Below are 24998 nucleotides of genomic sequence, written 5' to 3'. Positions count from 1 at the left end.
GCCAGGGGTGATGAAGATCAGCGGCGGCGGAACAGCGGCAGCGGCTGGTCGGCGGCGGCCTGGTAGGTCACCGAGAAGTCCTTCAGGCTTTGCAGAGCGTCTTCCGGGTCCTTGTCGGCACGGATGGCAAACGCATCGAAGCCACAACGGGCCATGAAGAACAGCTGGTCGCGCAGCACGTCGCCTATGGCGCGCAGCTCACCGGTGAACTTGTAGCGGTCACGCAGCAGGCGCGCGTTGGAATAACTGCGCCCGTCGGTGAACGCCGGGAAGTTCAAGGCGATGACCTGGAAGTGCTGCACGTCTTCGCCGATCTCTTCCGCTTCTTCGTCGCTGTCCAGCCAGATGCCCAGGCCGCCGTCGCGGGCCTTGAGCACGTGGGCATGGTCGCGCCACAGTTGCAGCGGGACGATGTAGTCGTCGCAGTTGGTCAACTCGTCGAACGACGTTTCCTTGGGCAGCAGGTGCCAGGTTTCGTCGACGATCTGGTTGTTTTTAATGATTCGCTGCATAGACGCGTTCCTTGAAGGGGTCGATGCCGATACGCTGGTAGGTGTCGATGAAACGCTCTTCCTCGGTACGCTGTTCTACGTACACGGCGATCAGCTTTTCAATCACATCGGCCATGGCGTCCTGGGCGAAGGATGGGCCGAGGATCTTGCCCAGGCTCGCGTCACGCGCAGCGTTGCCGCCCAAGGACACCTGGTAGAACTCCTCGCCTTTCTTGTCCACGCCGAGGATGCCGATGTGGCCCACGTGGTGGTGGCCGCAGGCGTTCATGCAACCGGAGATGTTCAGGTCGATCTCGCCGATGTCGAACAGGTAATCCAGGTCGTCGAAACGGCGCTGGATGGATTCGGCGATCGGGATCGACTTGGCGTTGGCCAGCGAGCAGTAGTCACCGCCCGGGCAGCAGATGATGTCGGTCAGCAGGCCGATGTTCGGCGTGGCGAAGCCACCTTCGCGCAGCTCCAGCCACAGGGCGTGCAGCTGGCGTTGCTCAACGTCGGCGAGGATGATGTTCTGCTCGTGCGAGGTGCGCAGGAAGCCGAAGCTGTAGCGCTCGGCGAGGTCCGCCACGGCGTCCAGTTGCTTGTCGGTCAGGTCGCCAGGGGCAACGCCGGTAGGCTTGAGCGACAAGGTCACGGCCACATAGCCAGGGCGCTTGTGGGCGCGGGTGTTGCGCGAGCGCCAGCGGGCGAAACCTGGGGCTTCGGCGTCTTGGGCGCTGTAGTCGACGTTGTCCAGGGCCAGGTAGTCCGGGTCGACGAAGTGGCGCGAAACACGCTGTACTTCCTCTTCGGTCAGGGTGCTGTTGCCGCCGCGCAGGTGGACCATTTCGGCCTCGACCTTTTCGGCGAACACTTCAGGCGTCAGCGCCTTGACCAGGATCTTGATCCGCGCCTTGTACTTGTTGTCACGGCGACCGTAACGGTTGTACACGCGCAGGATGGCGTCCAGGTAGCTGATCAGGTCCTGCCAAGGCAGGAACTCGTTGATGAACGAGCCGACCACCGGGGTACGCCCCAGGCCGCCGCCAACCAGCACACGGAAGCCCAGCTCGCCCGCTTCGTTGCGCACCGGCTCCAGGCCGATATCGTGCACTTCGATGGCCGCGCGGTCTTCTTTCGAGCCGTTGATGGCGATCTTGAACTTGCGCGGCAGGTAGGCGAATTCCGGGTGGAAGGTGGTCCACTGGCGGACGATCTCGCACCAAGGGCGCGGGTCGATGATTTCATCTGCGGCAACACCGGCGAACTGGTCGGTGGTGGTGTTGCGCAGGCAGTTGCCGCTGGTTTGGATCGCGTGCATCTGCACGGTGGCCAGTTCGGCGAGGATGTCTGGGATGTCTTCCAGCGCCGGCCAGTTGAACTGCACGTTCTGGCGGGTGGAAATGTGGGCGTAGCCCTTGTCGTAGTCGCGAGCGATCTTGGCCAGTGTGCGGACCTGGCGCGCGTTCAGCTGGCCATAAGGCACGGCGACACGCAGCATCGGGGCGAAACGTTGGATATAAAGGCCGTTCTGCAGGCGCAGAGGGCGGAATTCTTCTTCGCTCAGCTCCCCGGCCAGGTAGCGGCGGGTCTGATCACGGAACTGCTTGACGCGGTCCTCGATGATCCGCTGATCGTACTCGTCGTATACGTACATAAAAGTCCTGTCTCAGGCTGCATGCAGCTATTCGCGCGCACGGCCGCGCACTCCGGTTCGGAGCTGGGGAACGATATCAGAGTGTGTTTATGCGCTAAAGTGATGTTTTTGCATATGAAAAGAACCAAACGAACTAAGTGAGACTGACTGGCATTTGTTCGTCCGCGTGTGCCGTGGGTTTATACTCGCGGGTTTGTTGCAAGGGGTGTTACCGCATGCTCAAGGCGCTTTGCCAAAGCTTGTGCCTGAGCCTGCCGTTGGCAGCCAATGCGCAGGCTGCTTCCGTCGTGTTCCTTAACCCAGGCTTGTCCACCGAGACATTTTGGGTCAGTTATGCACGCTTCATGCAGGCCGCGGCTGACGACCTGGGCATGACGCTGCGGGTCGAGTACAGCGAGCGCAATGCCGAGCGAACGCTGAGCCAGGCACGGGCGCTGCTCAAGGGCCCGCAGCGGCCGGACTATCTGGTGCTGGTCAACGAACAGTATGTGGCGCCGGAAATCATCCGCCTGTCGAAGGGGACCGGGGTCAAGCTGTTTCTGGTCAACAACGGGCTGACGGCCAGCCAGGCACAAAGCATCGAGGCGCAGCCCGAGAAGTACCCCCAGGTGCTGGGCACGCTGACCACCAACGACGAGCAGGCCGGTTACCAGATGCTGCACCAGATGGTTGCCTTGCTCCCGCGCACTGACGGGCCGGTGGACCTGGTGGCCTTCGCTGGGGTCAAAACCACACCGGCCTCGCAGCAGCGTGAAGCGGGCATGCGCCGCGCATTGGCCGACTTCCCTCAGGTGCGCCTGCGCCAGGTGGTGTATGGCGGCTGGAGCCGTGAGCGCGCCTTCGAGCAGGCGCGTGTGTTGCTGCAGCGTTACCCGAACACCACGCTTGTGTGGTCGGCCAACGATGAGATGGCCTTCGGCGCCATGCAGGCATTCGAGGCGGCTGGGCGCATGCCAGGGCGCGATGCCGTGTTCAGCGCCGTCAACAGTTCGCCCGAGGCGTTGCGGGCGCGGGTCGACGGGCGCCTTGGGGTGTTGATGGGTGGGCACTTCACTTTGGGCGGCTGGGCCATGGTCATGCTGCACGACGATGCGCGCGGGCTGGTGGTCAATCGCGATGGCCTGCGTGAGCACAGCGTGCCCGCGCTGCAGTCGATTGATCAGGCAAAGGCGCGACGCTGGCTCAAGTTGCTCGAGCAGGCTGATCATGGTGTCGATTTTCAGCCCTACAGCGCTGAAGGGCGCCCGGCTGACTACACGTACCCGTTTCTGACCGCACCGATGGATTACTGAACGCATTGCCACTCGGCGGCGTTGGCGGGATGCAGGCCTTGCCAACGCCTGAGCATCGCCCGTCGCCGGACAAAAGACCTTGCTTGAGGAAAGGGCATTGCTCGTCTTAACTGCTGTGGGTGTAGTGCATTCCCATAACCACAACAAGAGGCAATGCAATGGGAAACTCAACCAAGGTCCGCAAAGCTGACAGCAGTGTCGATGCCTGGGCGATTCTTTGCTTGATCGTCCTGGTGGTGGTCACCGCCGTGTATTGGGTCAGCCACCAGTAGACTTCCATTCAGACCGTGATGCAGCCAAGACGCCTGCGGGAGGGATTCCCGCAGGCGTTTTCATGGGCTCAACGCGCGGTCATGTGCATGGCCAATTGCACCAAGCCGATCAGTATCAGAATGAACAGCAGGGTAAACACGGTACCCATCGCAATGAAATGGCTGGCTTTGCCGTGGGTGAAATCGCGTGCGCGGTTCTTGCCGCTCTGCACACCGAAGGCGGCGGCGAGGATGCTGTGCAGCATTTGCCAGAAGGTAGGGGGCTTGCCTTGGCTTGAGTCGTCCATGGGGGCTCCTGGGTATTCGGAGGCAATCAGGGACAGTGTAGGCAATGGAAGGGATGTTGGCTTTGCTGGCCTCTTCGCGGGCAAGCCCGCTCCCACAGGAGGGCGCGCGCCCGCGAAGAGGCCAGTCAGGCTAGAACGGTCTTAGCTGTCGTACCCAAGGTTAGGCGCCAACCACCGCTCACTCACGCTCACCGCCTGGCCTTTACGCGCGCTGTAGCTGTCGATCTGGTCCTTGTCGACCTTGCCCACGGCAAAGTACTGCGCCTGCGGGTGGGCAAAGTACCAGCCGCTGACCGCCGCCGCCGGGAACATCGCAAAGTGTTCGGTCAGGAACACGCCGCTTGGGCCTGTCTCGCCAATGGCCGTGCCGTCGAGCAGGCGGAACAGGGTTTCTTTCTCGGTGTGGTCCGGGCAGGCCGGGTAGCCGGGGGCAGGGCGGATGCCGCTGTACTGCTCCTTGATCAACGCTTCGTTATCCAGGTGCTCGTCGCGGGCGTAACCCCAGTGCTCTTTACGCACCTGCTCGTGCAGCCATTCGGCGCAGGCTTCGGCCAGGCGGTCGGCCAAGGCCTTGACCATGATCGAGCTGTAGTCATCGCCCTTGTCCTGGTAGGCCTTGGCCACTTCCTCGGCGCCGATGCCTGCGGTGGTGATGAAGCCGCCGACGTAGTCGGTGACGCCGCTGTCTTTGGGTGCGACGAAGTCGGCCAGCGACCAGTTTGGCTTGTTGTCAGGCTTGATGGTCTGCTGGCGCAGGTGGTGCAAGGTGGCCAGGGGCTGGCCGTCATCGCCATAGACCTCGATGTCGTCATCGGCGACCTGGTTGGCCGGCCAGAAACCGAACACGGCGCGGGCACTGATCAGCTTCTCGTCGATCAGTTTGTCGAGCATCTCGCGGGCGTCCTTGTACAGCGACGTCGCGGTTTCGCCGACCACTTCGTCGGTGAGGATGCGCGGGAATTTGCCGGCCAGGTCCCAGGAGATGAAGAACGGTGTCCAGTCGATGTACTCGGCCAGGGTGCGCAGGTCGATGTCTTCCAGCACCTTGACGCCGGTGAAGGTAGGCACGGCTGGCTGGTAGCTTGCCCAATCATACTGCGGCTTGGCCGCGATGGCCTTGGCGTAGCTCAGGCGCTCGGTGCGGGCACTGCGGTTGGCGGTGCGCTCGCGCACGTCGACGTAATCCTGGCGGGTTTTCTCGACGAAGCCGGGCTTGAGCTCCTTGGACAACAATTGGGTCGCCACGCCGACGGCGCGCGAAGCGTCGGTGACGTAGATCACCGCGTCGTTGCTGTACTTGGGTTCGATCTTCACCGCCGTGTGCGCCTTGGAGGTGGTCGCGCCACCGATCATCAGCGGCAGGTTGAAACCCTGACGCTGCATTTCGCGGGCAACGTGGACCATCTCGTCCAGCGACGGGGTGATCAGGCCAGACAGGCCGATGATGTCGCATTTCTCGTCGCGTGCGGTCTGCAGGATTTTCTCGGCCGGCACCATCACGCCCAGGTCGACGATGTCGTAGCCGTTACAGCCCAGCACCACGCCGACGATGTTCTTGCCGATGTCGTGCACGTCGCCCTTGACCGTGGCCATCAGGATCTTGCCCTTGGCTTCGGGCTTGTCGCCTTTTTCGGCTTCGATGAACGGGATCAGGTGCGCCACGGCCTGCTTCATCACGCGCGCCGACTTGACCACCTGCGGCAAGAACATCTTGCCGGCACCGAACAGGTCGCCGACCACGTTCATGCCGCTCATCAGCGGGCCTTCGATGACTTCGATCGGGCGCGCGCACTGCTGGCGGCACTCCTCGGTGTCTTCGACGATGTGCGCGGTGATGCCTTTGACCAGGGCATGTTCCAGGCGTTTGCCGACCGGCAGCGAGCGCCAGGCTTCGTTTTCGACTTCCTTGGTGGCGCCGCCGCCTTTGTAGTCGTCGGCGATGGCCAGCAGGGCATCGGTGCCTTCCGGGGTGCGGTTGAGCACCACGTCCTCGACCTTGTTGCGCAGGTCGGCCGGGATTTCGTCGTAGATTTCCAGCTGGCCGGCGTTGACGATACCCATGGTCAGGCCATTGCGGATGGCGTGGAACAGGAACACCGAGTGGATCGCTTCACGCACCGGGTTGTTGCCGCGGAACGAGAACGACACGTTGGACACACCACCCGAGCTCAAGGCGTGGGGCAGGTGGTCGCGGATGTAGGCGCAGGCTTCGATGAAGTCGACAGCGTAGTTGTTGTGCTCTTCGATGCCGGTGGCGACGGCGAAGATGTTCGGGTCGAAGATGATGTCTTCCGGCGGGAAGCCGACTTCGTTGACCAGGATGTCGTAGCTGCGCTTGCAGATTTCCTTCTTGCGCGCGGCGGTGTCGGCCTGGCCGACCTCATCGAAGGCCATCACCACCACGGCGGCGCCGTAGCGCTTGCACAGGCGGGCGTGGTGCTTGAACTGCTCGACGCCTTCCTTCATGGAAATCGAGTTGACGATGCCCTTGCCCTGGATGCACTTGAGGCCTGCCTCGATCACTTCCCACTTGGAGGAGTCGATCATGATCGGCACGCGGGAGATGTCCGGCTCGCCAGCGATCATGTTGAGGAAGCGGACCATGGCGGCCTGGGAGTCGAGCATCCCTTCGTCCATGTTGATGTCGATTACCTGGGCACCGGCTTCGACCTGTTGCAGGGCCACTTCCAGTGCTTCGGTGTAGTTCTCTTCGCGGATCAGCCGGGCGAACTTGGCGGAACCGGTGATGTTGGTGCGCTCGCCCACGTTGACGAACAGCGACTGGCGGTCGATGGTGAACGGCTCCAGACCCGACAGGCGGCAGGCCTTGGCGATCTCCGGGATCTCACGTGGCTTGTACTTGGCAACCGCCTCGGCGATGGCCTGGATGTGGCCTGGGGTGGTGCCGCAGCAGCCGCCGATGATGTTGAGGAAGCCGCTGGCAGCGAACTCCTCGACCACCGCGGCCATTTCGGCCGGGGTTTCGTCGTACTCACCGAAGGCGTTGGGCAGGCCGGCGTTGGGGTGCGCCGAGACGTGAGTGTCGGCCTTGGTCGACAGCTCTTCCAGGTACGGGCGCAGGTCCTTGGCGCCGAGGGCGCAGTTGAGGCCGACGGAAATCGGCTTGGCGTGGCGCACCGAGTTCCAGAAGGCTTCGGTGGTCTGGCCCGACAGGGTGCGGCCCGAGGCGTCGGTGATGGTGCCGGAGATCATGATCGGCAGTTCGACGTTGTCATCCTCGAACACCTGTTGCACGGCGAAGATCGCGGCCTTGGCGTTGAGGGTGTCGAAGATGGTTTCGATCAGGATCAGGTCAGCGCCGCCCTCGATCAGGCCGCGGGTGGCCTCGATGTAGTTTTCTACCAGTTCGTCGAAGGTGACGTTGCGGTAGCCGGGGTCGTTGACGTCCGGGGAAATCGAGCAGGTGCGGCTGGTCGGGCCCAGTACGCCGGCGACGAAGCGCGGTTTGTCCGGCGTCTCCAGGGTCTTGGCGTCGGCCACCTGGCGGGCGATGCGCGCGCCTTCGACGTTCAGCTCGTAGACCAGCGATTCCATGCCGTAGTCGGCCTGGGAAATCTGCGTGGCGTTGAAGGTGTTGGTTTCGAGAATATCGGCGCCAGCGTCCAGGTAGGCTTTCTCGATCGCGGCGATGACATCGGGGCGGCTGAGCAGCAACAAGTCGTTGTTACCTTTCACATCGCTTGGCCAATCAGCAAAGCGCGTGCCACGATAGTCGTGTTCCTCGAGGCGATAACTTTGGATCATAGTACCCATGCCGCCGTCGAGGATCAGGATGCGCTCTTTGAGTGCGTGCTGGAGTGCTTGGAGACGAGCGCTGCGGTCGGACATAGGAACTACCTGGTCGGGCGAATATCAGAAGGTGCCGAATCATAACAAAGCTGCGCGGTTTTTAGGCGCACTGCCCATTTGCATGAATTTAGCTCATGTTGGCACACAAGCACCCAAGGACGACCAGGCAATCGTGATGGCTTTCAAGAACCAGGACTTTCCGCACATGGTGCATCGTTGTATTCGTGCTTGGGCGGGCGTTTTCGCCTTGCTCATCAGTGGCGCGACCTTCGGGCAGGCTGCCCAATCGAGCCCGGCTATTTCCTACACCCGGGATATCCAGCCGATATTCACCGAGAAGTGCGTGGCCTGCCATGCCTGCAACGACGCGGCCTGCCAGCTCAAGCTGGAAAGCCCTGAGGGCGCGGTGCGGGGAGCGACCAAGGTGCCGGTGTACCAAGGTGACCGCAGCGCGGCGGTGCCGACCACGCGGCTGTTCTACGACGCCCACAGCGAGGGCGAGTGGCGCAAGAAGGGCTTCTACTCGGTGCTCGACGGCCAGGGCAGCCAGGCCGCGCTGATGGCGCGCATGCTCGAGCTGGGGCACAAGACGCCGCTTACGCCCAATGCCAAGCTGCCCGAGGACATCGTCCTGGGCATCAACCGCAACAACATGTGCCCTTTGCCCCATGAGTTCGACGCCTACGCCGGCGCGCACCCTAAAGAAGGCATGCCACTGGCGGTCACCGGCCTGACCGACCAGGAGTACACCACCCTGCAACGCTGGCTGGCGGCTGGCGCGCCGGTGGAGTACCAGCCGATTCAGCCGAGTGCGGTCGAGGCCAAGCAGATCGCCGACTGGGAAGAGCTGCTCAACCGCCCGGGTTCGACCGAGGCCCTGGTGGGCCGCTGGCTTTACGAGCACCTGTTCCTTGCGCACATCTACTTCGTCGGCGGCGAGCAGGGCCACTTCTTCCAGTGGGTGCGTTCCCGCACGCCCAGTGGCCAGCCGGTCGACGTGATCGCGACCCGACGCCCCAACGACCCGCCAGGTACCGACTTTTACTACCGGCTGATGCCGGTGCAGGGTGTGATCGTGCACAAGACGCACATCACTTACCCAATGGGGCCGCAGAAGCTCAAGCGGGTCAAGCAACTGTTCTACGCGGGGGACTGGCATGCCTCGGCGCTGCCAGGCTATGGCCCGCGCCACCGGGCCAACCCGTTCGAGACCTTCGAGGCGATCCCGGCGGTGGCGCGTTACCAGTTCATGCTGGATAACGCCGAATACTTCGTGCGCACCTTCATCCGTGGCCCGGTGTGCCGTGGGCAGATTGCAACCGACGTGATCCGCGATAACTTCTGGGCGCTGTTCCAGGAGCCGGCCCACGACCGCTACATCACCGATGCCCAGTACCGTGGCGAGGCCACGCCGCTGCTGGCCATGCCGGGGCAGATCGACGACGTGGGCAGTGTGCTGGGCCTCTGGCATGCCTACCGCGACAAGCGCAACGAATACGAAAAACTGCGCCGCGAAGCCTATGCCGAAATGCCGGCGCCGGGTTGGTCGACGCTGTGGGCCGGTAACGACAATGCTCTACTGAGTATCTTCCGCCACTTCGACAGCGCCTCGGTGACCAAGGGCCTGATCGGGGATGTGCCGCTCACCGTGTGGCTGTTCGACTACCCCTTGTTCGAGCGCACTTACTACCAGTTGGCCGTCAACTTCGATGTATTCGGCAACGTTTCGCACCAGTTGCAGACCCGCCTGTACTTCGACCTGATCCGCAATGGCGCGGAGGTCAACTTCCTGCGCCTGATGGCGGCCGACCAGCGTGGCGCGATCCTCAGTGACTGGTATCAGAACAGCGGCAAGGTGAAGATGTGGCTCGATTACGAGGACATCGACACTGACACCCCAAGCGGTATCAAGCTGGACCCGGCGAACCCAAAACGCGACTTCGGGCTCAAGCTGGTGCAGCGTACCGGCAGCCTGAATGCGGCACCTGACCCGATCAACCGCTGCCAGGGGGCGTACTGCTCGCGGCCGCAGATGAACGAGGCGTTCCGCAATGTCGAGCAGTCGCTCAGCCGCCTGGTGTCGCGCCCGGCTGCCGGGCTCAAGGTCATCAACCAGCTGCCTGAAGCGACGATGCTGCGTATCGAGGGGCCTGGCGGCCAGCGCCAGGTGTACAGCCTGCTGCGCAACCGTGCGCACAGCAACGTTGCCTTCCTGCTGGGCGAGGCCTACCGCTATCAGCCTGGGCTGGACACCCTGACCTTGTACCCGGGCGTGCTCAGCAGCTACCCGAACTTCATCTTCAACATGCCGGCCGGGGATGTGCCCGAGTTTGTCGAGGACATGGAGTATGCGCGTGATGATGCTGGCAAATTCGAGCGCATCGTCATGCGCTGGGGCGTGCGCCGCAGCCATCCGCAGTTCTGGCAGTACTTCCATGACCTTAATAGCTACATCAAGGAGACCCAGCCGGTGGAGGCGGGTGTGCTGGACATGAACCGCTACGAGAACCTCTGATCGGTCAACCTGACCTTTCCGAAACAACTGCGGTCGGAAAGGTTGGGTGGTCTTGATCGATTGCAAGGGGGCTGCTTTGCAGCCCTTCGCGGGTGAACCCGCTCCCACAGGGATAGCGCTCGCCTCTGCACTCGGTCAGCGGCCTCAATGCACCGGCAATCGCAGGGTATTTCATGCTGTATTCGCTTCAGGCACTGCGGGCGTTCGCCGCCTGGGTGGTGGTCTGCCACCATTTCATGCAGATCTTCTTCGACTTCAAGGCCAGCGGGCCCATCGGCCAACTGCTTACCGACCGGGGCGCTGTCGGCGTCGACATCTTTTTCGTCATCAGCGGCCTGGTTATTTACCTCTCCACCCGCGACAAAACCATCGAACCCCGCCAGTTCTTGCTCAACCGGGTGCTGCGTATCGTCCCGGCGTACTGGTTTTACACCTTGGTCATGGCGGGCCTGCTGCTGGCGGCCAGCCGCTGGATGCCGCACCAGGAATTCGACTGGCACCACCTGCTGTTATCGCTGCTGTTCGTGCCTGCGGAAAACCCCGGCGGGTATGGCCTTTATCCGACCTTGAACGTGGGCTGGACGCTGAACTTCGAGATGTTCTTCTACCTGCTGTTCGGCCTGGCATTCCTGGTCCGCCAGCGCCATCAGGTGCTGCTGGTCACTGTCGCGCTGCTGCTGGTGAGTGAAGTGCTGGGGCGGCTGGGTGTGCTCAGCCGCTTCTACAACAACGACATCATCTATGAGTTCCTGCTCGGCATCGGCCTGGGTGTGCTGTATCGGCGAGGCCTGATCCGCCAGGGCACCTGGATGCCCCTGGCGTTGCTCGCGGTGGCGGGGTATGCCATCTATCACCTCGACGCCTCCCAGCGCCTGCTGCATTGGGGTCTGCCGAGCGCGCTGGTGGTGCTGGCCTTTGTCTCCCTGGAGCCGGTGTTTGCGGGTAATCGGCTGCTCAAGGCGCTGGGTGACTGTTCGTATTCGGTCTACCTGATTCACGTGCTGGTGCTGTATGCCGGCTGGTTCGCCAGCCAGCGGCTGCACCTGAACCCGTACCTGGTGTTTGCCCTGTGCGTGCCGTCCATTGGACTAATGTCGTGGTTCAGCTACCAGTGGCTGGAGCGCGGCCTGTACCGACGAATGCAGGCCTGGCTGGCGGCGCCACGGGGGCAGGCGCCGGTGTACGCGCTTTCCCGAGTCAAATACTAGGACTTTGTACAAGGGCCAGGTTGGCGTACACTTGGCCGCAAGTCTGTGAGGAACTTCCATGAGCGCTATAACCATTACCGACGCCGCCCATGATTACCTGGCCGATCTGCTCTCCAAGCAGAATACGCCCGGCATCGGCATCCGCATTTTCATCACCCAGCCAGGCACCCAGTACGCAGAGACGTGCATTGCCTACTGCAAGCCGGGCGAAGAGAAGCCTGACGACACCGCCGTGGGTCTGAAGAGCTTCACCGCTTACCTCGATGCAGTCAGCGTACCTTTCCTGGAAGACGCCCTGGTCGATTACGCCACCGACCGCATGGGCGGCCAGCTGACCATCAAGGCGCCGAACGCCAAGGTGCCGATGGTCAACGAGGACAGCCCGATCAACGAGCGTATCAATTACTACCTGCAGACCGAGATCAACCCGGGCCTGGCCAGCCATGGCGGCCAGGTAAGCTTGGTGGACGTGGTCGACGACGGCATCGCTGTGCTGCAGTTCGGCGGCGGTTGCCAGGGCTGCGGCCAGGCCGACGTGACCCTGAAGGAAGGCATCGAGCGCACCCTGCTCGAGCGTATTCCGGAGCTCAAAGGTGTGCGCGACGTGACCGACCACACCCAGAAGGAAAACGCGTACTACTGATACCAGGGTTCGCCGCTTCCTTAGCAACAAACTGTTACGAGTTCAACCCCTGCGACAACAGGCCGCAGCCCGTATTCAAAGGGCTGCAGGCCATCTGCGCCTTCGTCGGGTAGAAGCACTTGGGGTGTCATGTAAGAATGCCCCGGTTTTTCGGCTGGCCCGTCCCAAGGGCCGGTACCTTTCCTGTAAAGGATGGCCTGTAAAGGATAGTTCCATGAATGATCTGTATACCCGGCGCGCGGTTGTCGCCGGGATGGGCGTTCTCGGGCTTGGCCTGCTGGCTGGCTGCAGCCCGGCCCGGGGTCTTGAGTTCAAGTACGGCAAGAACATGAGCAACGAAATCCTTGGGCGCAAGTTCAACCTCAAGGACCCCCAAGGCAACCCGCGTACCCTGTCGAGCTTCTACGGCAGCATGCCAATGATTTTCTTCGGCTTCACCCAGTGCCCGGCGGTCTGCCCGACCACGCTGGCGCGGGCGGCGCAAATCAGGCAGTTGCTCAGGGGTCGCGACCGTGACTTGTTCCAGGTGGTGTTCATTACCCTGGACCCGGAGCGCGACACCCCCGAAGTGCTCGACGCCTATGTCAAAGCGTTCGACCCCTCGTTCACCGCGCTGACGGGCACCCCCGAAGAAATCGCCGAGGTGGCTAAAGAGTTCAAGGTGTTCTACGAGAAGGTCCCGGCCGGTGATACCTACACCATCTCTCATTCGTCCACCAGCTACGTCTACGATACGCGTGGCACCCTGCGCCTGAGCCTGGGTCATTCCCTGAATGCCAAGGAATGCGCTGAAGACCTGGTCACCCTGATGGAGATTTGCTAATGGCTGTTTCACTGCAACCGATCAAACGCGGCCTGGCCGCCATCGCCCTGCTGGGCTTTGCCCTGCCAGCCCTGGCCCAGACCGACGTGAGTGATGCCTGGGTCCGCGCCAGCGTGCCGCACCAGCAGTCCACCGGTGCCTTCATGACCCTCACGGCCAGCAGCGACAGCAAGCTGGTGGGCGTTGAATCGCCTGTGGCCAAGACCGTGCAAGTGCATGAAATGACCATGAACGGCGACGTGATGGGCATGCGTGAGGTCAAGGCCGTCGAGTTGCCGGCTGGCAAAGCAGTCACCCTGGATCCGAACGGCCTGCACGTGATGCTGATGGGGTTGAACCAGCAGGTGAAAGAAGGCGAGCAGGTGCCGCTGACCCTGGTCATCGAAGATGCCAAGGGCGGCAAGGAAAGGCTTCCGGTGCAAGCGCCAGTGCGTCCGCTCACCGAGGCAGGCGGTGGGCATGACCACATGCACATGAAACACTGATTCATCTGGGGCCGCGCATAGCGGCCCCAGTTCATTCAGCTACGAAAACGCGGCAATGGCCTGTCGAGGGTCAGCGAGGTCAAGGTCTTGCGTACCTGGGCTTCGTCGGCCTCCAGGGCCTTTAGGCTCGCGCGGATCTTGCCGGCGGCGGGCACATCGCCCTGCCGGTCGATCCAGTCGGCAATCTCCTTGCAGGCACTGCTCAGGCAGGCCTGACGCTGGTTCATCAGCGATATGAGGGTGGTGAGCTCTCTTTCGGACATGGCAGGATCCTCCAATTCAGCCCTGTCAGTGTAGCAGTGGCCAGCAAGCTTGCCTGGGGCCGGGTGTCGCACGGGGTCAGCCTGGCAGGCAGGCGCTGCGGTATGCCCCTGGGGTTACCCCATATGCCTGCTTGAACTGCCGGCTCAAGTGGCTCTGGTCGGCAAACCCAAGCGCAAACGCCACCTCCGAAGCCGCCTGGCCGTGTTTCAAAAACTCACGGGCACGGGCCAGGCGCCGTTGTTTGAGCCAGGCATGGGGCGGCAGGCCGGTGGCCTGGCGAAACACCCGGGCGAAGTGGAAGGGCGACAGGTTGACCGCCGCCGCCAGGGCTTCAAGCGATGGCGGGTCGGCCAACTGGCTCTCCAGCAGTTCACGGGCGCGAGCCACCGCCTGTGGCTCATGGCCGGGTGCAGCGGGTTCGGCGCATTGCCCATGGCGTTGCACCAGGGCCAGCACGGCATGGCGCCAGGCGGTCTGCTGTTCCAGGGCACTGGCTGCTGCTTCGGATAATTGGTGCAGCTGGCTGAAGGCGAGCGCCAGGGCCGGATCCTGGATCACACTGTCCTTGAAGGTGGGCATGCCGTGGCGGCCCAGTTCCAGCTCCTCCAGCACGCCCGTTACCCGCTCATGTTCTGGGTAGAAACCGCGGTAGCGCCAGCCGGCTTCGTGGGCCGTGGCGCCGGTGTGCAGTTCGTCGGGGTTGATCAACACCATGCTGCCCACCGGGGCCAGGTGTTCGCTGCCGCGATGCCAGAAGCGCTGGGCGCCCGACTCGATCACGGTGAACACGTAGCCTTCATGCACGTGCGGGGCGAAGCGCTGCTGGAAATACCGCGCGTGCAGCATTTCGACGTCGCCCAGCGCCGGCGCCTGCCACAGGTGCGTCTGCTCGCGCAGGGGCGTGGTCATGGCAGCCAGCTGCGCAGGAGGAAGAAAATCAACATGCTCACCAGCATGCTCAGCAACACACTGCGGGTCAACAGCACCAAGATGACGGCCACCACCGAGCCCAGCAGATAAGGGTTGAGCAGGCTCAGGTTCAGCTGGTGGTCAGGCATGAAAATGATCGGCCCGCAGATGGCGGTGAGCATGCCCGGCACCGCGAAGCCCAGAAACTGCCGGGCATTGGAACTCAGGCGCAAGGGCAGGCGTGGTTCAAGAAACGCATAGCGATTGAGAAACACGATGGCGCCCATGGCGAAAATCAGTAACCAGGTCATGCGCGGCCTCCAAAGCACTTCTGGCAAATGAAGCCGGCGCCCATGCCGAGCAAGCCAGCGGCCACCAGGGCGGTTTCCCAGTGCCAGGCACTGAACAGGACCGAGCAGAACAGCGACACGGCCACGCACACCACCGTGGCCAGGTTGCGCACCAGTGGCGCGATCAGGGCGACGAAGGTGGCGACAATCGAGAAGTCCAGGCCCAACTGGTCGAGGTGCGGAATGTTCTGGCCAAGGACGATGCCTGCCAAGGTAAACAGGTTCCAGGCGATGTAGAAGGTCAGGCCCACACCCAGCGCATACCAGCGATTGAACTGCTGCTGGTCATAATGGCTGGTCAGGGCGAAGAACTCGTCGGTCAGCAAAAAGCCCAGGCCCAATCGCCAGCGCAGCGGCTGGTTCGACAGCACCGGGCGCATGGACAGGCCGTACAGCAGGTGCTGCGATGTCAGCAGCAAGGTGGTGAGCAGGATCGACGCCAGGTTGGCACCGCCCTTGAGCATGCCGATTGCCACCAGTTGTGCGGCACCGGCAAAGACGATGGCCGACAGCCCCTGGCCTTGCCAGGCGCTGAGGTTGGCCTCGATGGCCATGGAGCCGGCCAGCAGGCCCCAGGGGGCGACGGCCAGGGAAAGCGGGAGGATGGCGATGGCGCCATGAACAAAGGCTTGGCGAGCGATGTGTGGGCTGTGGGGCATGGTGGCTGCAACGCGTGTACTCGGTTGGGCAGCATGCCAGAGTGAAGCGGGCCATGGCTTGAACGATCTTGCTGGTTTGTCGACTGGCCGCTATCGATGGCTGGTCAACCAGCGCTGCGCAGTCGAGCATCCGTTGATGTCCACGGCCTTTTGCAGCAAAGCCTGGCGATGCCCAGGGTCAAGGTCGGCCAGCACCCGGTACACCTCGGCCTGGTAGTCCCGCTGGCGCCCCCACTGCATGTTCAGGCCTTGCGGCTGGCTGCGGTTGCAGGCCAGTCGTGGGGTGGGCTGTGGGTAGTAGGGGGCGTATTGGGGGGCCATGCTTGGGATTGCCTCCAACGCAGCGCGATAGTCTGCGCTGGCGTTGTAGGGCGGGCACCAGGTGGCAATGGCCGGTGCCGGGGGCGCGAAGCCTTGCTTGAGGCTCGCCTCCAGCAAAGGGCAGGCAGCGTCCGGGATCTGGGCCACCGGCAGGTAGGTCATGTAGTACAGCGCCAGCCGGTACTGGGCCACGGGGTGGCCAAGCTCCACCGACTTTTTCAGCAGTGCCACGGCGGTGGGCAAGGTGTGCGCGAGGGCCTGGCCCTGGCGGGTGAGCTCCGGGTCGCTGCCCACTGCAGTGCGCAGTGAGCTGGCGCCGTCGTCCTGGCTGTCGGCCTGCTCGAGCAAGGGCAGGGCCTGGCGGTAGAGCAAGTCGGCATGAGGGTCGATGCGCACGTCGAGCGCTTGCGCAGCCAGTGGCATCAAGGCGATCACCAGCGGCGACAGGGTTGCCACACGACTCACAGGCAGGCCTCGTGGGACGGGCAGTCACGACAGGCGGCCAGTGGTTGATGCACGGCTTGGATGTTCATCACAGGTACAGGTACGCCTCGGGCGAGTCGGAACGACGACGTATTCTAGCCACCCAAGGGGCCTCGCCGGAAGACCGGCGGGCAACTGTCAGACGAGCTTGATAGGCGTGACCTTGCGCTGAGCGTGTTTTTCCTGGGCCAGGCCAAGCTTGGCGGTAATGACTTTGGCCAGTGCGTTGTTGCCCAGGTCGTTGAGGTGCAGGCGGTCGACGAACAGGTCGGCGCCAAACACGGGGGAGCTGCTGAGCATGCTGTTCATGTCATAGCAGGCTACCGGGTCGGCCTGGTCTTTGATGCGGCGAAAGAAGGCTGTGTGCAAGTGACTGTCGAAGACCCCGTCCAGCAGGCGCTCGAAGTTCGCGGGCTGCCGCGCCAGCGCCGCCAGCATGGCTTGCTCGCCCGCTGGCAAGGTTTCTCGGCACCAGGGCAGCAGCGGCTGAAGAATGAAGGTGAGGGTGGCGTGGCTGTCTGCCAGCAGCCGCTCCCACTGGCGCAGGGTACGGCCGATGCTGTCGGCCGCGCGGGCCAGGCGTTTTTCTGGGGGCGACAGCGGTTGGGCGGCTGGAGGCGCGGGAGGGGGCGCGGCCAAGGCTTGGCCGATGCGCCGCCAAAGCGATTGTCGGCGGGGGGCTGCGGCAGGCGGCATGCCGTCGCTGAAACTGTTCAAGGCTTCCTGAAAACCTGTGACGTGATGCGCCTCGCGGGGGCTGGCGAGGATTTCGTAGAGGGCCTCATGGGCCAAGGTATTGAGGCCGCTGAGCACCACCACGTGGCCGAGCTGGCCGAGGCGGTGCTGGTGAGTCAGGAACATCAGCAGCTCTTGGCCGGCATTGAGCCCGCAGCCTGCCAGGCTCAGCCAGACCTCGCCGGTCAGCATCGACAGGTGCGAAGCCACCGTGTGCTCATCGCTGCTGGCGCCGACGCCCAAGGCGGTGGAGCCCCCGACCAACAGGTTGATGTGCGGCGCCGTGCCGCGCTCGGCGGCCGAGAAGCGCTTACCGGCGCAGTGGCTGTAGCGCAGGCCGAGCGCATCGGTGTTGATGGTGCCCGAGCGGTAGCCGCTCTCGTGGATGTGCAATGCGTGTGGCGCACGGCGGCTGCCCAGTTGCAGAAAGCGCTGGTAGTCCTGTTGCAGCGGCGAAGGAAGGCCCAAAACATCTGTGCTCGTGTCGGTCGATCTCATGGGCACTCCTTGCGAGGCATCCGGCTCAGGCCGCCAGTTCCTTGAGGTTGTACAGCAGGCCGCCGGCCGCGATCAGCAGCAGGGCGACGCCCGAGGCCATGCTGATGACCCGATTGCTGCGCTGCGAAGCGATCTTGCCGATGGCGAAGATGTACAGGCTGAGCACGGCAAAATCGATGGCCACCCACAACAGCGACAGCACCACCATGCTCTTGCCGAACGACTCGGTGATCTGGATGAACTGAGGGAAGAAGGCGATGAAGAAGATGATGTCCTTGGGGTTGGAAATACCCACCATGAACCCTTGCAGCAGGCCGCCACGGCCAGGCCCAGGCGCTTCGTTCGCCGACGCTGGGGTGGGCGCCTGCAGGGCTTCCTTGAGGGTGCCCACGGCGATGTAGCCGATGAACAGGCAGCCCAGCAGGCTCATGCCGCTGAGCCAGGCCTTGTCGATGGCCGCGCTGGTCAGGATGATCCAGGCCGCCGCGCCAATCAGTACCAAGGACGCCCAGTTGGTCCCCACGGCAGTGAACATGGCTTTGCGCGAGCCGGAGGCGGCAGCGGTGTTGACGATCAGTGCCACCACTGGGCCAGGGGTGGCGATCAGCAGCAGGACAGTCAGGGCATAGGTGGCGGTGAGTGCGGTATTCACGGTCAATTCTCGATCAGTGTGTCGGCTGTTACATGGGCGTGGAACGGGCAGCGTGACGGGTTGAGCGAACCCGCCTCCTGTAGCTGGTACTGCTTCCACTCGTAGTTGTCGGCATCGCCGAACGCGCCAAGGGTGTCGGGCATGATGCCGTTGTTGTAATGCTGTACCCGCTCGCGGATGCGGGCACGGATACGCTTGCCACTTTCGGTGCTGGCGTTGGCCACTTCGTCGAAGTTTTCCCGCGGGTTGATGACGAAGGTGATGTGCGGCCCCAGGTTGCGGCTTTTCATCTGTTGGTGGCCGGGGAAGTTCATGTTGATGAACAGCGGCATGCCGGCGTAGCAGAACGACCAGCCCGTGTCGTGAGGGTCGGTCGGCATCGCCTGCGGCCAAGGATGCGGGTCGCGCGCGTGCACGCCCTGCAAAACTTTCCAGGCCAGCGCCTGTTGCTCGGCAAGGGTGTATTCGCTGGCGGTTTCGAGAAACACCACCAATGGGCTGCCGATGCGCTGCTTGAGCGGGATCGGAGTGATGGTGCGCACGTAGTCAGCCAGGCCCTGGGCGATGTCGTCGGCCAGTTGTTCGGCGCGGGCGAAGAGGATGTGGCAGGTCTCGCTGGCGACTGCCTTGCGGCCAAACAGGCAGGGGAATTCGGGGTTGGCGAGAATGCTGCGAAAATGTTGTATGGTTTTGTACGTCCAATGTTGCGTGTTCCGCACATGTTCAGCGGCCAGCTCTAGCGCATCCAGGCGATAGCAGTTTCCATAACCCGTAAACATGATTTCCCCAGGCATCTAATTAAGTAACGTTCCAGTCATATGCAGGCAGAATCGTTGGTAATCTTTATTATTTACCCGCATTTTCTGAGACAGACTTAACGTTGTAAAACGCGTGGAACTATGACCTACTATTAGTCTCACTCATGCTTCGGACGTCGCCATGTCGGAACGGATTCAGGCCTTGCACGCCCTGCGTGCTTTCGAGGTGGCCTCTCGTTATGGCTCCTTTACCCGTGCGGCGGAGGAGCTGGCGCTGACCCAAGGGGCGGTCAGCCACCACATCAAGACCCTCGAGGCCATGTTCGGCTGCGACCTGTTCGAGCGTCGTGGTCCAAAACTGAGCCTGACCGAGCACGGGCGCCTGCTGTCACAAGAGCTCAAGGTCGGCTTCAAGATCATCGAGAACGCCTGCGCGTTGCTGCGTCAGGACCGCTATGGCGTGCGTCTGAAGGCGCCCTCCACGCTTACCATGCGCTGGTTGCTCAGGGCCCTGGACGGCTTCAAGAAGCTCGATGACAGCAGCAGCGTGCAACTGTCGAGCGTGTGGATGGACATTGACAGCGTGGACTTCTATTCGGAGCCCTACGACTGCGCCATCCTGCTGGCCAACGGCCGTTTCCCCGCCGATGTCGAGAGCTTCAAGCTCTTCGATGAGTGGCTGATCCCGGTGTGCCACCCCGATTACATGGCGCAAGCCCAGCCCGACCTCGCCGACCTGCGCCAGTGCGAGTTCCTGCACCCGTCGCCGGACCGGCGCGACTGGCGACGCTGGCTGGCGCGGATGGACGCGCTGGATATCAGCATCGACCAGGGACAGGTTTTCGATACCCTCGACCAGGGGATTTCGGCGGCCCAGCAAGGCCTGGGCATCTCGGTAGTGGACCTGGTGCTGGCCAGCTCCGACCTGTCGGCAGGGCGGCTAGTGACGCCGTTCAAGCACGCGGTGGCCACCGGTGACGGTTATTACATGACCTGGCTGAAATCCAGCCCCAAGGCCCGGCAGATGCACAAACTGCGTGACTTTCTGATCAGCCAGGTGCCGCCGTTGGCCTACAAGGACATCAACTATTTGTACGGTTGAGGGCTGCCGGGGAACACCCGCTCAAGCATGAAATCGATGAACACCCGCAGCTTGGGCGGCACCTGGCGCCCCGACGGCCACAACAGGTAGAAACTGCCACGCCGCTCCATGAAACTGTCGAGTACCGTCACCAGCGTGCCGGCGGCCAGTTCGCGGCGCACGCTGAAGTCTGGCAGGCAGGTGATGCCGCGGTGGTTGAGGGCGAAGCAGATGCGTGTCTCAACATGGTTGCACACCATCGAAATGGGGATGTCATAGCCCTGGTCGGGGTGCTCCTGACGCAGCGGCCAGGTCTCCAGCTTGCCGTTGCTGGGGAAGCGGTAGTGCAGGCAGGTGTGTGCACTCAGGTCGCGGGGGTGGGTGGGCGTGCCGCGTTCGCGCAGGTACTCGGGCGATGCCACCAGGCGATGCTGGAAGTGGCCGAGGAACTTGGCATTGAGGCGCGAATCCACGGGTTGACCGCCGCGCATCACCACATCGAACCCTTCACCGACGATATCCACCATGCGGTCGGTAAACTCCAGGTCCAGTTCAACCTCAGGGTACAACGCCATGAAGTCGGCCAGCGCCGGCATGACCAGCCCGGTGACCTGGGGCAGGCTCACGCGTAGGCGACCGCGAGGGGTTTCGCTGGCCTGTGACAGGGCCTGCTCGGTGGCCTCGATCTCAGCCAGGATACGGCGGCTGCGTTCAAGAAACAGCGTGCCTTCGGCGGTCAGCGTGATGCTGCGTGTGCTGCGGTGGAACAGGCGCACACCCAGGCGGCTTTCCAGCCGTGCCACGCGCTTGCCCACAGCCGAAGCACTGATGCCCAACGACTGGCCTGCAGCTACGAAACTGCGGGTTTCGGCTACCCGGTTGAAGACCACGAAGCCGCTGAGGCTGTCCATTGCGCACTCCTGATTGCGGACATTAATGTCCGGGGTGAACGGCATTGTACCCATCTTTTTCCGCAATACCCCCGGCTTGCACACTGCCGGCCTCGATCACCACTTCAAGGCATCCTGCAATGTCCCAGACTTCTTCCGCACCGCTACTGGGTGACAGCGCCGAGCGCTTACCTTTGAGCGGCCTGCTGGCCCTGGCTATGACCGGCTTCATTGCCATCCTCAGCGAAACCCTGCCTGCCGGCCTGCTGGACCAGATCGCCGGCGGCATGGCGATCAGTCAGGCCATGGCCGGGCAGTGGGTCACGGCGTATGCATTGGGCTCGCTGCTGACGGCCATCCCGCTGGTGACCCTGACCCAAGGCTGGTATCGCCGCCGTGCACTGCTGCTGGCGATTGGTGGCTTCGTGCTGTTCAACGGGTTGACGGCCTTGTCGTCGTCCAATGCCCTTACCCTGGTGCTGCGCTTTTTCACCGGTGCCGCAGCCGGCCTGGCTTGGGGATTGATTGCCGGCCATGCCCGGCGCATGGTGCCGGTGGCCTTGCAGGGGCGGGCGATGGCGGTGGCCATGCTCGGCCAGCCGATAGCCTTGTCCCTCGGCTTGCCCATCGGCACCTGGTTGGGAGCACTGCTGGGGTGGCGGGCCACCTTTGTCGTGGTCACTGTGGTGGCGCTGCTGCTGGTCGTCTGGGTGTTGCGCGCTGTGCCGGACTACCCGGGGCAGGCAGCCGGCAAGCGACCGGCGGCGCTGCAGGTGTTGCGCACACCTGGCGTGGCGTTGGTGCTGTTGGTGATCATGACCTGGATCCTCGGCCACAACATTCTCTATACCTACATCGTGGCGCTGCTGGCGGCGGCGGGGATGGCCGCCGAAATCGGCCAGGTGTTGATGGTGTTCGGCTTGTCGGCGCTGGCGGGCATCGGCCTGGTCGGGCTATTGGTCGATCGGCACCTGCGCACGCTGGTGCTGCTCAGCCTGGCCGGTTTTGCCGTGGCCACGCTAATGCTGGGGCAGGCGTCCTCGTGGGCCCTGTACCTGAGCATCGCGCTGTGGGGTGTGACCTACGGCGGCGCGCCAACACTGTTGCAGACGGCCTGCGCAGATGCAGCGGGCGAGGGCGGTGACGTGGCGCAGTCGATGCTGGTGACGGCGTGGAACAGCGCCATCGCCTTGGGCGGGATTATCGGCGGGTTGCTGCTGACCGGGGCAGGTGTCGCCTGGTTTGGCCCCGTGGCGCTGGTATTGATAGGCCTGGCGTGGCTGCTGGCCTGGGCAGGGCGCCGTGGCGGGTTCAAGGCCGGTTCTCGATAGTTTCCCAGGCCTGCGCGGTCGTTGTAGGAGCAGCCTTGTGCTGCGAAGAGGCCAGTACTGACCATGCAACTCTGCCAGGTTTACCGGCCTCTTCGCAGCACAAGGCTGCTCCTACAGAGGCCAAGTCGGATCTGAGGGCAAAGCCGGATATGGCAGCCCTGAATTGCCCTGCACAGGGTAGAATCGTCACTTACAGCACAACAGACGATCAGAGGTCCACGCGGTGGAATTGCAGCAGGGCTTTGTCCTGACCCGGCATTGGCATGACACACCCGAAGGCACGTGCGTGGAGTTCTGGCTGGCGACGGACCAGGGCCCGCGCCAGCTGCGCCTGGCGCCGCAAGTCTCGGTGGCGTTCATCGCGCAGGCGCAGGCTGAACATGCGCGCGTGCTGCTGGCCAACGAGCCGGGTGTCGAGCTTAAGCCCTTGCAACTGCGCGACTTCGATCAGCGCCCGGTGCTGGGCTTGTACTGCCGCCAGCATCGCCAGTTGATGCAACTGGAGCAACGTCTGCGCAACGCCGGCGTCGAGGTGTACGAAGCCGATATCCGCCCGCCCGAGCGCTACCTGATGGAGCGCTTCATCACGGCCCCGGTGCAGTTCACTGGCCAGCCAGACGCCCACGGCGTGCTCTGCGACGCACAGCTCAAGCCACTGCCAGACTACCGACCGCCGCTGCGCCTGGTGTCGCTGGATATCGAAACCAGCGAGCGCGGCGAGCTTTACAGCATCGCCCTCGAAGGCTGCGGCCAGCGCCAGGTGTACATGGTCGGCCCGGCCAATGGCGACAGCAGCGTGGTGGACTTCGACCTGCAGTACTGCGACGACCCTGCCGCGCTGCTCGATTGCCTCAACCAATGGATGGCCCGCCACGACCCAGATGCGATCATCGGCTGGAACCTGGTGCAGTTCGACCTGCGCCTGTTGCACGAACACGCCAAGCACCTGCAGGTGCCTTTGGCCCTAGGCCGCAACGGCGCGCTCATGACCTTGCGCACTCACGCCAGCGGCGGCCACGTGTTCGCCGATGCCCCTGGGCGCTTGCTGATCGACGGCATCGAAGCCTTGCGTTCGGCAACCTGGAGCTTCCCGTCGTTCAGCCTGGAGAGCGTTGCCCAAACGCTGCTGGGTGAGGGCAAGGCGATCAGCACGCCCTACCAGCGCATGGATGAAATCAACCGCATGTTCGCCGAGGACAAACCGTCGTTGGCGCGCTACAACCTCAAGGACTGCGAACTGGTCACGCGCATCTTCGCCCACACCCGGCTGCTCGAGTTCCTGCTCGAACGCGCCTCGGTCACCGGCTTGGCCGTGGACCGAAGCGGCGGTTCGGTGGCCGCGTTCTGCCATTTGTACATACCGCAGATGCACCGTTTGGGCTTTGTCGCGCCCAACCTCGGCAGCCGCCCAGACGAAGCCAGCCCCGGCGGTTTTGTCATGGATTCGCGCCCTGGCCTCTACGATTCGGTGCTGGTGCTGGACTACAAGAGCCTGTACCCCTCGATCATCCGTACCTTCCTGATCGACCCGGTGGGCCTCGTCGAAGGCTTGCGTCAGCCCGACCCGCAACATGCGGTCGAAGGTTTTCGCGGGGGGCGCTTTTCGCGCAGCCAGCACTGCCTGCCGGCCATTGTCGAGCGGGTATGGCAGGGCAGGGAGGCGGCCAAGCGCGCGGGCAACGCGCCGCTGTCGCAAGCCCTCAAAATCATCATGAATGCCTTCTACGGCGTACTGGGCTCCAGTGGCTGCCGCTTCTTCGACCCGCGCCTGGCATCGTCGATCACAATGCGCGGGCACCAGATCATGCGCCAGACCCGCGAACTGATCGAAGCCCGCGGTTTCGATGTGATCTATGGCGATACTGATTCCACCTTCGTCTGGCTCAAAGGCGCCCATGACGAGGATGCTGCAGCGCGCATCGGCCGCGAGCTGGTGGCCGAGGTCAACCACTGGTGGCGCCGGCACTTGAGTGATTCGATGGGCCTGGAGAGTGCCCTGGAGTTGCAGTTCGAAACCCATTACCGACGCTTTCTGATGCCGACCATCCGCGGTACCGAAGAAGGCAGCAAGAAGCGCTACGCGGGGCTGGTGCAGCGCGCCGATGGCAGCGAGGAGATGGTCTACAAAGGCCTGGAGTCGGTACGCACCGACTGGTCGCCGCTGGCCCGGGAATTTCAGCAGGCGCTTTACGGGCGGATCTTCCGTGGTCAACCGTACCGCGACTATGTGCGCCAGTACGTGCAGCAGACCTTGGCCGGCGAATTCGATGAGCTGATGGTGTACCGCAAGCGCTTGCGTCGTCCGCTGGCCGATTACCAGCGTAACGTGCCGCCGCATGTGCGCGCCGCGCGCCTGGCCGATGAGTACAACAGCCGCCTCGGCCGCCCCCGGCAGTACCAGAACGGCGGCTGGATCAGCTACCTGATGACCACCGCCGGCCCTGAACCCTTGGAGAGCCTGCAGGCACCCATCGATTACGAGCATTACCTGAGCCGCCAACTGCAACCGGTGGCCGACGCCATCCTGCCCTTCGTCGGGGATGATTTCGCGGCGTTGACCGGCCGCCAGCTACAGCTGTTCTAA

Annotated in this window: 22 protein-coding genes; 9 read left to right on the top strand and 13 right to left on the bottom strand. The window is 63.3% G+C overall.

All coding sequences use genetic code 11. The features are described 5' to 3' along the window. Positions 1-17 precede the first annotated feature (17 nt). Together HU764_RS16720 and HU764_RS16715 are read right to left on the bottom strand one after the other, a co-directional pair. Positions 18-512, bottom strand: a complete 495-nt coding sequence (locus HU764_RS16720; RefSeq protein WP_099453512.1) for a DUF934 domain-containing protein — start codon at positions 510-512, stop codon at positions 18-20. Beyond that, a complete protein-coding gene (locus HU764_RS16715; protein WP_186678856.1) occupies positions 496-2148 on the bottom strand; it encodes a nitrite/sulfite reductase in 1653 nt (550 codons plus the stop codon). The genes HU764_RS16720 and HU764_RS16715 overlap by 17 nt, the downstream gene beginning before the upstream one ends. Positions 2149-2363: 215 nt before the next feature. Here HU764_RS16715 and HU764_RS16710 point away from each other — a divergent pair, with 215 nt between their 5' ends. Next, the gene (locus tag HU764_RS16710) at positions 2364-3440 is read left to right on the top strand and encodes an ABC transporter substrate-binding protein (RefSeq protein ID WP_186678854.1); all 1077 of its coding nucleotides are present in this window, start codon (positions 2364-2366) and stop codon (positions 3438-3440) included. 340 nt (positions 3441-3780) lie between these two features. On the opposite strand, the gene HU764_RS16705 is transcribed toward HU764_RS16710, so the two are convergent. Further along, complete coding sequence (locus HU764_RS16705) at positions 3781-3999, bottom strand: DUF2970 domain-containing protein (protein WP_099453514.1); 219 nt, start codon at positions 3997-3999, stop codon at positions 3781-3783. Between the two features lie 141 nt (positions 4000-4140). After that, positions 4141-7848, bottom strand: coding sequence for a methionine synthase (gene metH, locus HU764_RS16700; RefSeq protein ID WP_186703358.1), 3708 nt, complete (start codon positions 7846-7848; stop codon positions 4141-4143). A gap of 136 nt (positions 7849-7984) precedes the next feature. Here metH and HU764_RS16695 point away from each other — a divergent pair, with 136 nt between their 5' ends. The 5 genes from HU764_RS16695 to HU764_RS16675 all read left to right on the top strand — a co-directional run bounded on the left by HU764_RS16695 (position 7985) and on the right by HU764_RS16675 (position 13483). Next, the gene (locus HU764_RS16695; protein ID WP_420876195.1) at positions 7985-10324 is read left to right on the top strand and encodes a fatty acid cis/trans isomerase; all 2340 of its coding nucleotides are present in this window, start codon (positions 7985-7987) and stop codon (positions 10322-10324) included. Positions 10325-10497: 173 nt separating this feature from the next. After that, a complete protein-coding gene (locus HU764_RS16690; RefSeq protein WP_186678838.1) occupies positions 10498-11532 on the top strand; it encodes an acyltransferase family protein in 1035 nt (344 codons plus the stop codon). 58 nt (positions 11533-11590) lie between these two features. Then, a complete protein-coding gene (nfuA, locus tag HU764_RS16685; protein WP_012271640.1) occupies positions 11591-12175 on the top strand; it encodes a Fe-S biogenesis protein NfuA in 585 nt (194 codons plus the stop codon). A 214-nt stretch (positions 12176-12389) separates the two neighbouring features. Then, positions 12390-12998, top strand: coding sequence for an SCO family protein (locus HU764_RS16680; protein ID WP_027593876.1), 609 nt, complete (start codon positions 12390-12392; stop codon positions 12996-12998). Then, positions 12998-13483 carry a copper chaperone PCu(A)C gene (locus HU764_RS16675; RefSeq protein WP_186678828.1) on the top strand — a complete coding sequence of 162 codons (486 nt, stop codon included), beginning with the start codon at positions 12998-13000 and terminating at the stop codon, positions 13481-13483. The genes HU764_RS16680 and HU764_RS16675 overlap by 1 nt, the downstream gene beginning before the upstream one ends. A gap of 35 nt (positions 13484-13518) precedes the next feature. On the opposite strand, the gene HU764_RS16670 is transcribed toward HU764_RS16675, so the two are convergent. The 8 genes from HU764_RS16670 to HU764_RS16635 all read right to left on the bottom strand — a co-directional run bounded on the left by HU764_RS16670 (position 13519) and on the right by HU764_RS16635 (position 19133). Further along, positions 13519-13746, bottom strand: coding sequence for a hypothetical protein (locus HU764_RS16670; protein WP_027593874.1), 228 nt, complete (start codon positions 13744-13746; stop codon positions 13519-13521). Positions 13747-13822: 76 nt separating this feature from the next. After that, positions 13823-14656, bottom strand: coding sequence for an AraC family transcriptional regulator (locus tag HU764_RS16665; RefSeq protein WP_186678825.1), 834 nt, complete (start codon positions 14654-14656; stop codon positions 13823-13825). Next, positions 14653-14967, bottom strand: a complete 315-nt coding sequence (locus HU764_RS16660; protein WP_186703357.1) for an AzlD domain-containing protein — start codon at positions 14965-14967, stop codon at positions 14653-14655. The genes HU764_RS16665 and HU764_RS16660 overlap by 4 nt, the downstream gene beginning before the upstream one ends. Next, positions 14964-15665, bottom strand: a complete 702-nt coding sequence (locus HU764_RS16655; protein ID WP_027593871.1) for an AzlC family ABC transporter permease — start codon at positions 15663-15665, stop codon at positions 14964-14966. Before HU764_RS16655 ends, HU764_RS16660 begins: the two co-directional genes overlap by 4 nt. A 90-nt stretch (positions 15666-15755) precedes the next feature. Beyond that, positions 15756-16451 carry an SEL1-like repeat protein gene (locus HU764_RS16650; protein WP_085273252.1) on the bottom strand — a complete coding sequence of 232 codons (696 nt, stop codon included), beginning with the start codon at positions 16449-16451 and terminating at the stop codon, positions 15756-15758. A gap of 156 nt (positions 16452-16607) precedes the next feature. Beyond that, on the bottom strand, positions 16608-17702 hold the full coding sequence (locus HU764_RS16645) for a hypothetical protein (RefSeq protein WP_186703356.1): 1095 nt from the start codon (positions 17700-17702) through the stop codon (positions 16608-16610). A gap of 25 nt (positions 17703-17727) precedes the next feature. Next, a complete protein-coding gene (locus HU764_RS16640) occupies positions 17728-18354 on the bottom strand; it encodes a LysE family transporter (RefSeq protein ID WP_186703355.1) in 627 nt (208 codons plus the stop codon). Between the two features lie 2 nt (positions 18355-18356). Further along, the gene (locus tag HU764_RS16635) at positions 18357-19133 is read right to left on the bottom strand and encodes a YqcI/YcgG family protein (protein ID WP_027593867.1); all 777 of its coding nucleotides are present in this window, start codon (positions 19131-19133) and stop codon (positions 18357-18359) included. A 160-nt stretch (positions 19134-19293) separates the two neighbouring features. Here HU764_RS16635 and HU764_RS16630 point away from each other — a divergent pair, with 160 nt between their 5' ends. After that, complete coding sequence (locus HU764_RS16630; protein ID WP_027593866.1) at positions 19294-20214, top strand: LysR substrate-binding domain-containing protein; 921 nt, start codon at positions 19294-19296, stop codon at positions 20212-20214. On the opposite strand, the gene HU764_RS16625 is transcribed toward HU764_RS16630, so the two are convergent. Then, positions 20199-21104, bottom strand: coding sequence for a LysR family transcriptional regulator (locus HU764_RS16625; protein ID WP_099429886.1), 906 nt, complete (start codon positions 21102-21104; stop codon positions 20199-20201). The two genes, HU764_RS16630 and HU764_RS16625, sit on opposite strands and share 16 nt — an antisense overlap. A 119-nt stretch (positions 21105-21223) precedes the next feature. Here HU764_RS16625 and HU764_RS16620 point away from each other — a divergent pair, with 119 nt between their 5' ends. Next, complete coding sequence (locus HU764_RS16620) at positions 21224-22414, top strand: MFS transporter (RefSeq protein WP_186703354.1); 1191 nt, start codon at positions 21224-21226, stop codon at positions 22412-22414. 223 nt (positions 22415-22637) lie between these two features. Further along, positions 22638-24998 (top strand): DNA polymerase II, encoded by a 2361-nt coding sequence (locus HU764_RS16615; protein ID WP_186678815.1) that lies wholly within the window; start codon positions 22638-22640, stop codon positions 24996-24998.

It is taken from the genome of Pseudomonas kermanshahensis (assembly GCF_014269205.2).
Classification (GTDB): domain Bacteria; phylum Pseudomonadota; class Gammaproteobacteria; order Pseudomonadales; family Pseudomonadaceae; genus Aquipseudomonas; species Aquipseudomonas kermanshahensis.
Note: the sequence above shows the minus strand (reverse complement) of the source record. Positions and strands in the feature narration are given on the sequence as shown.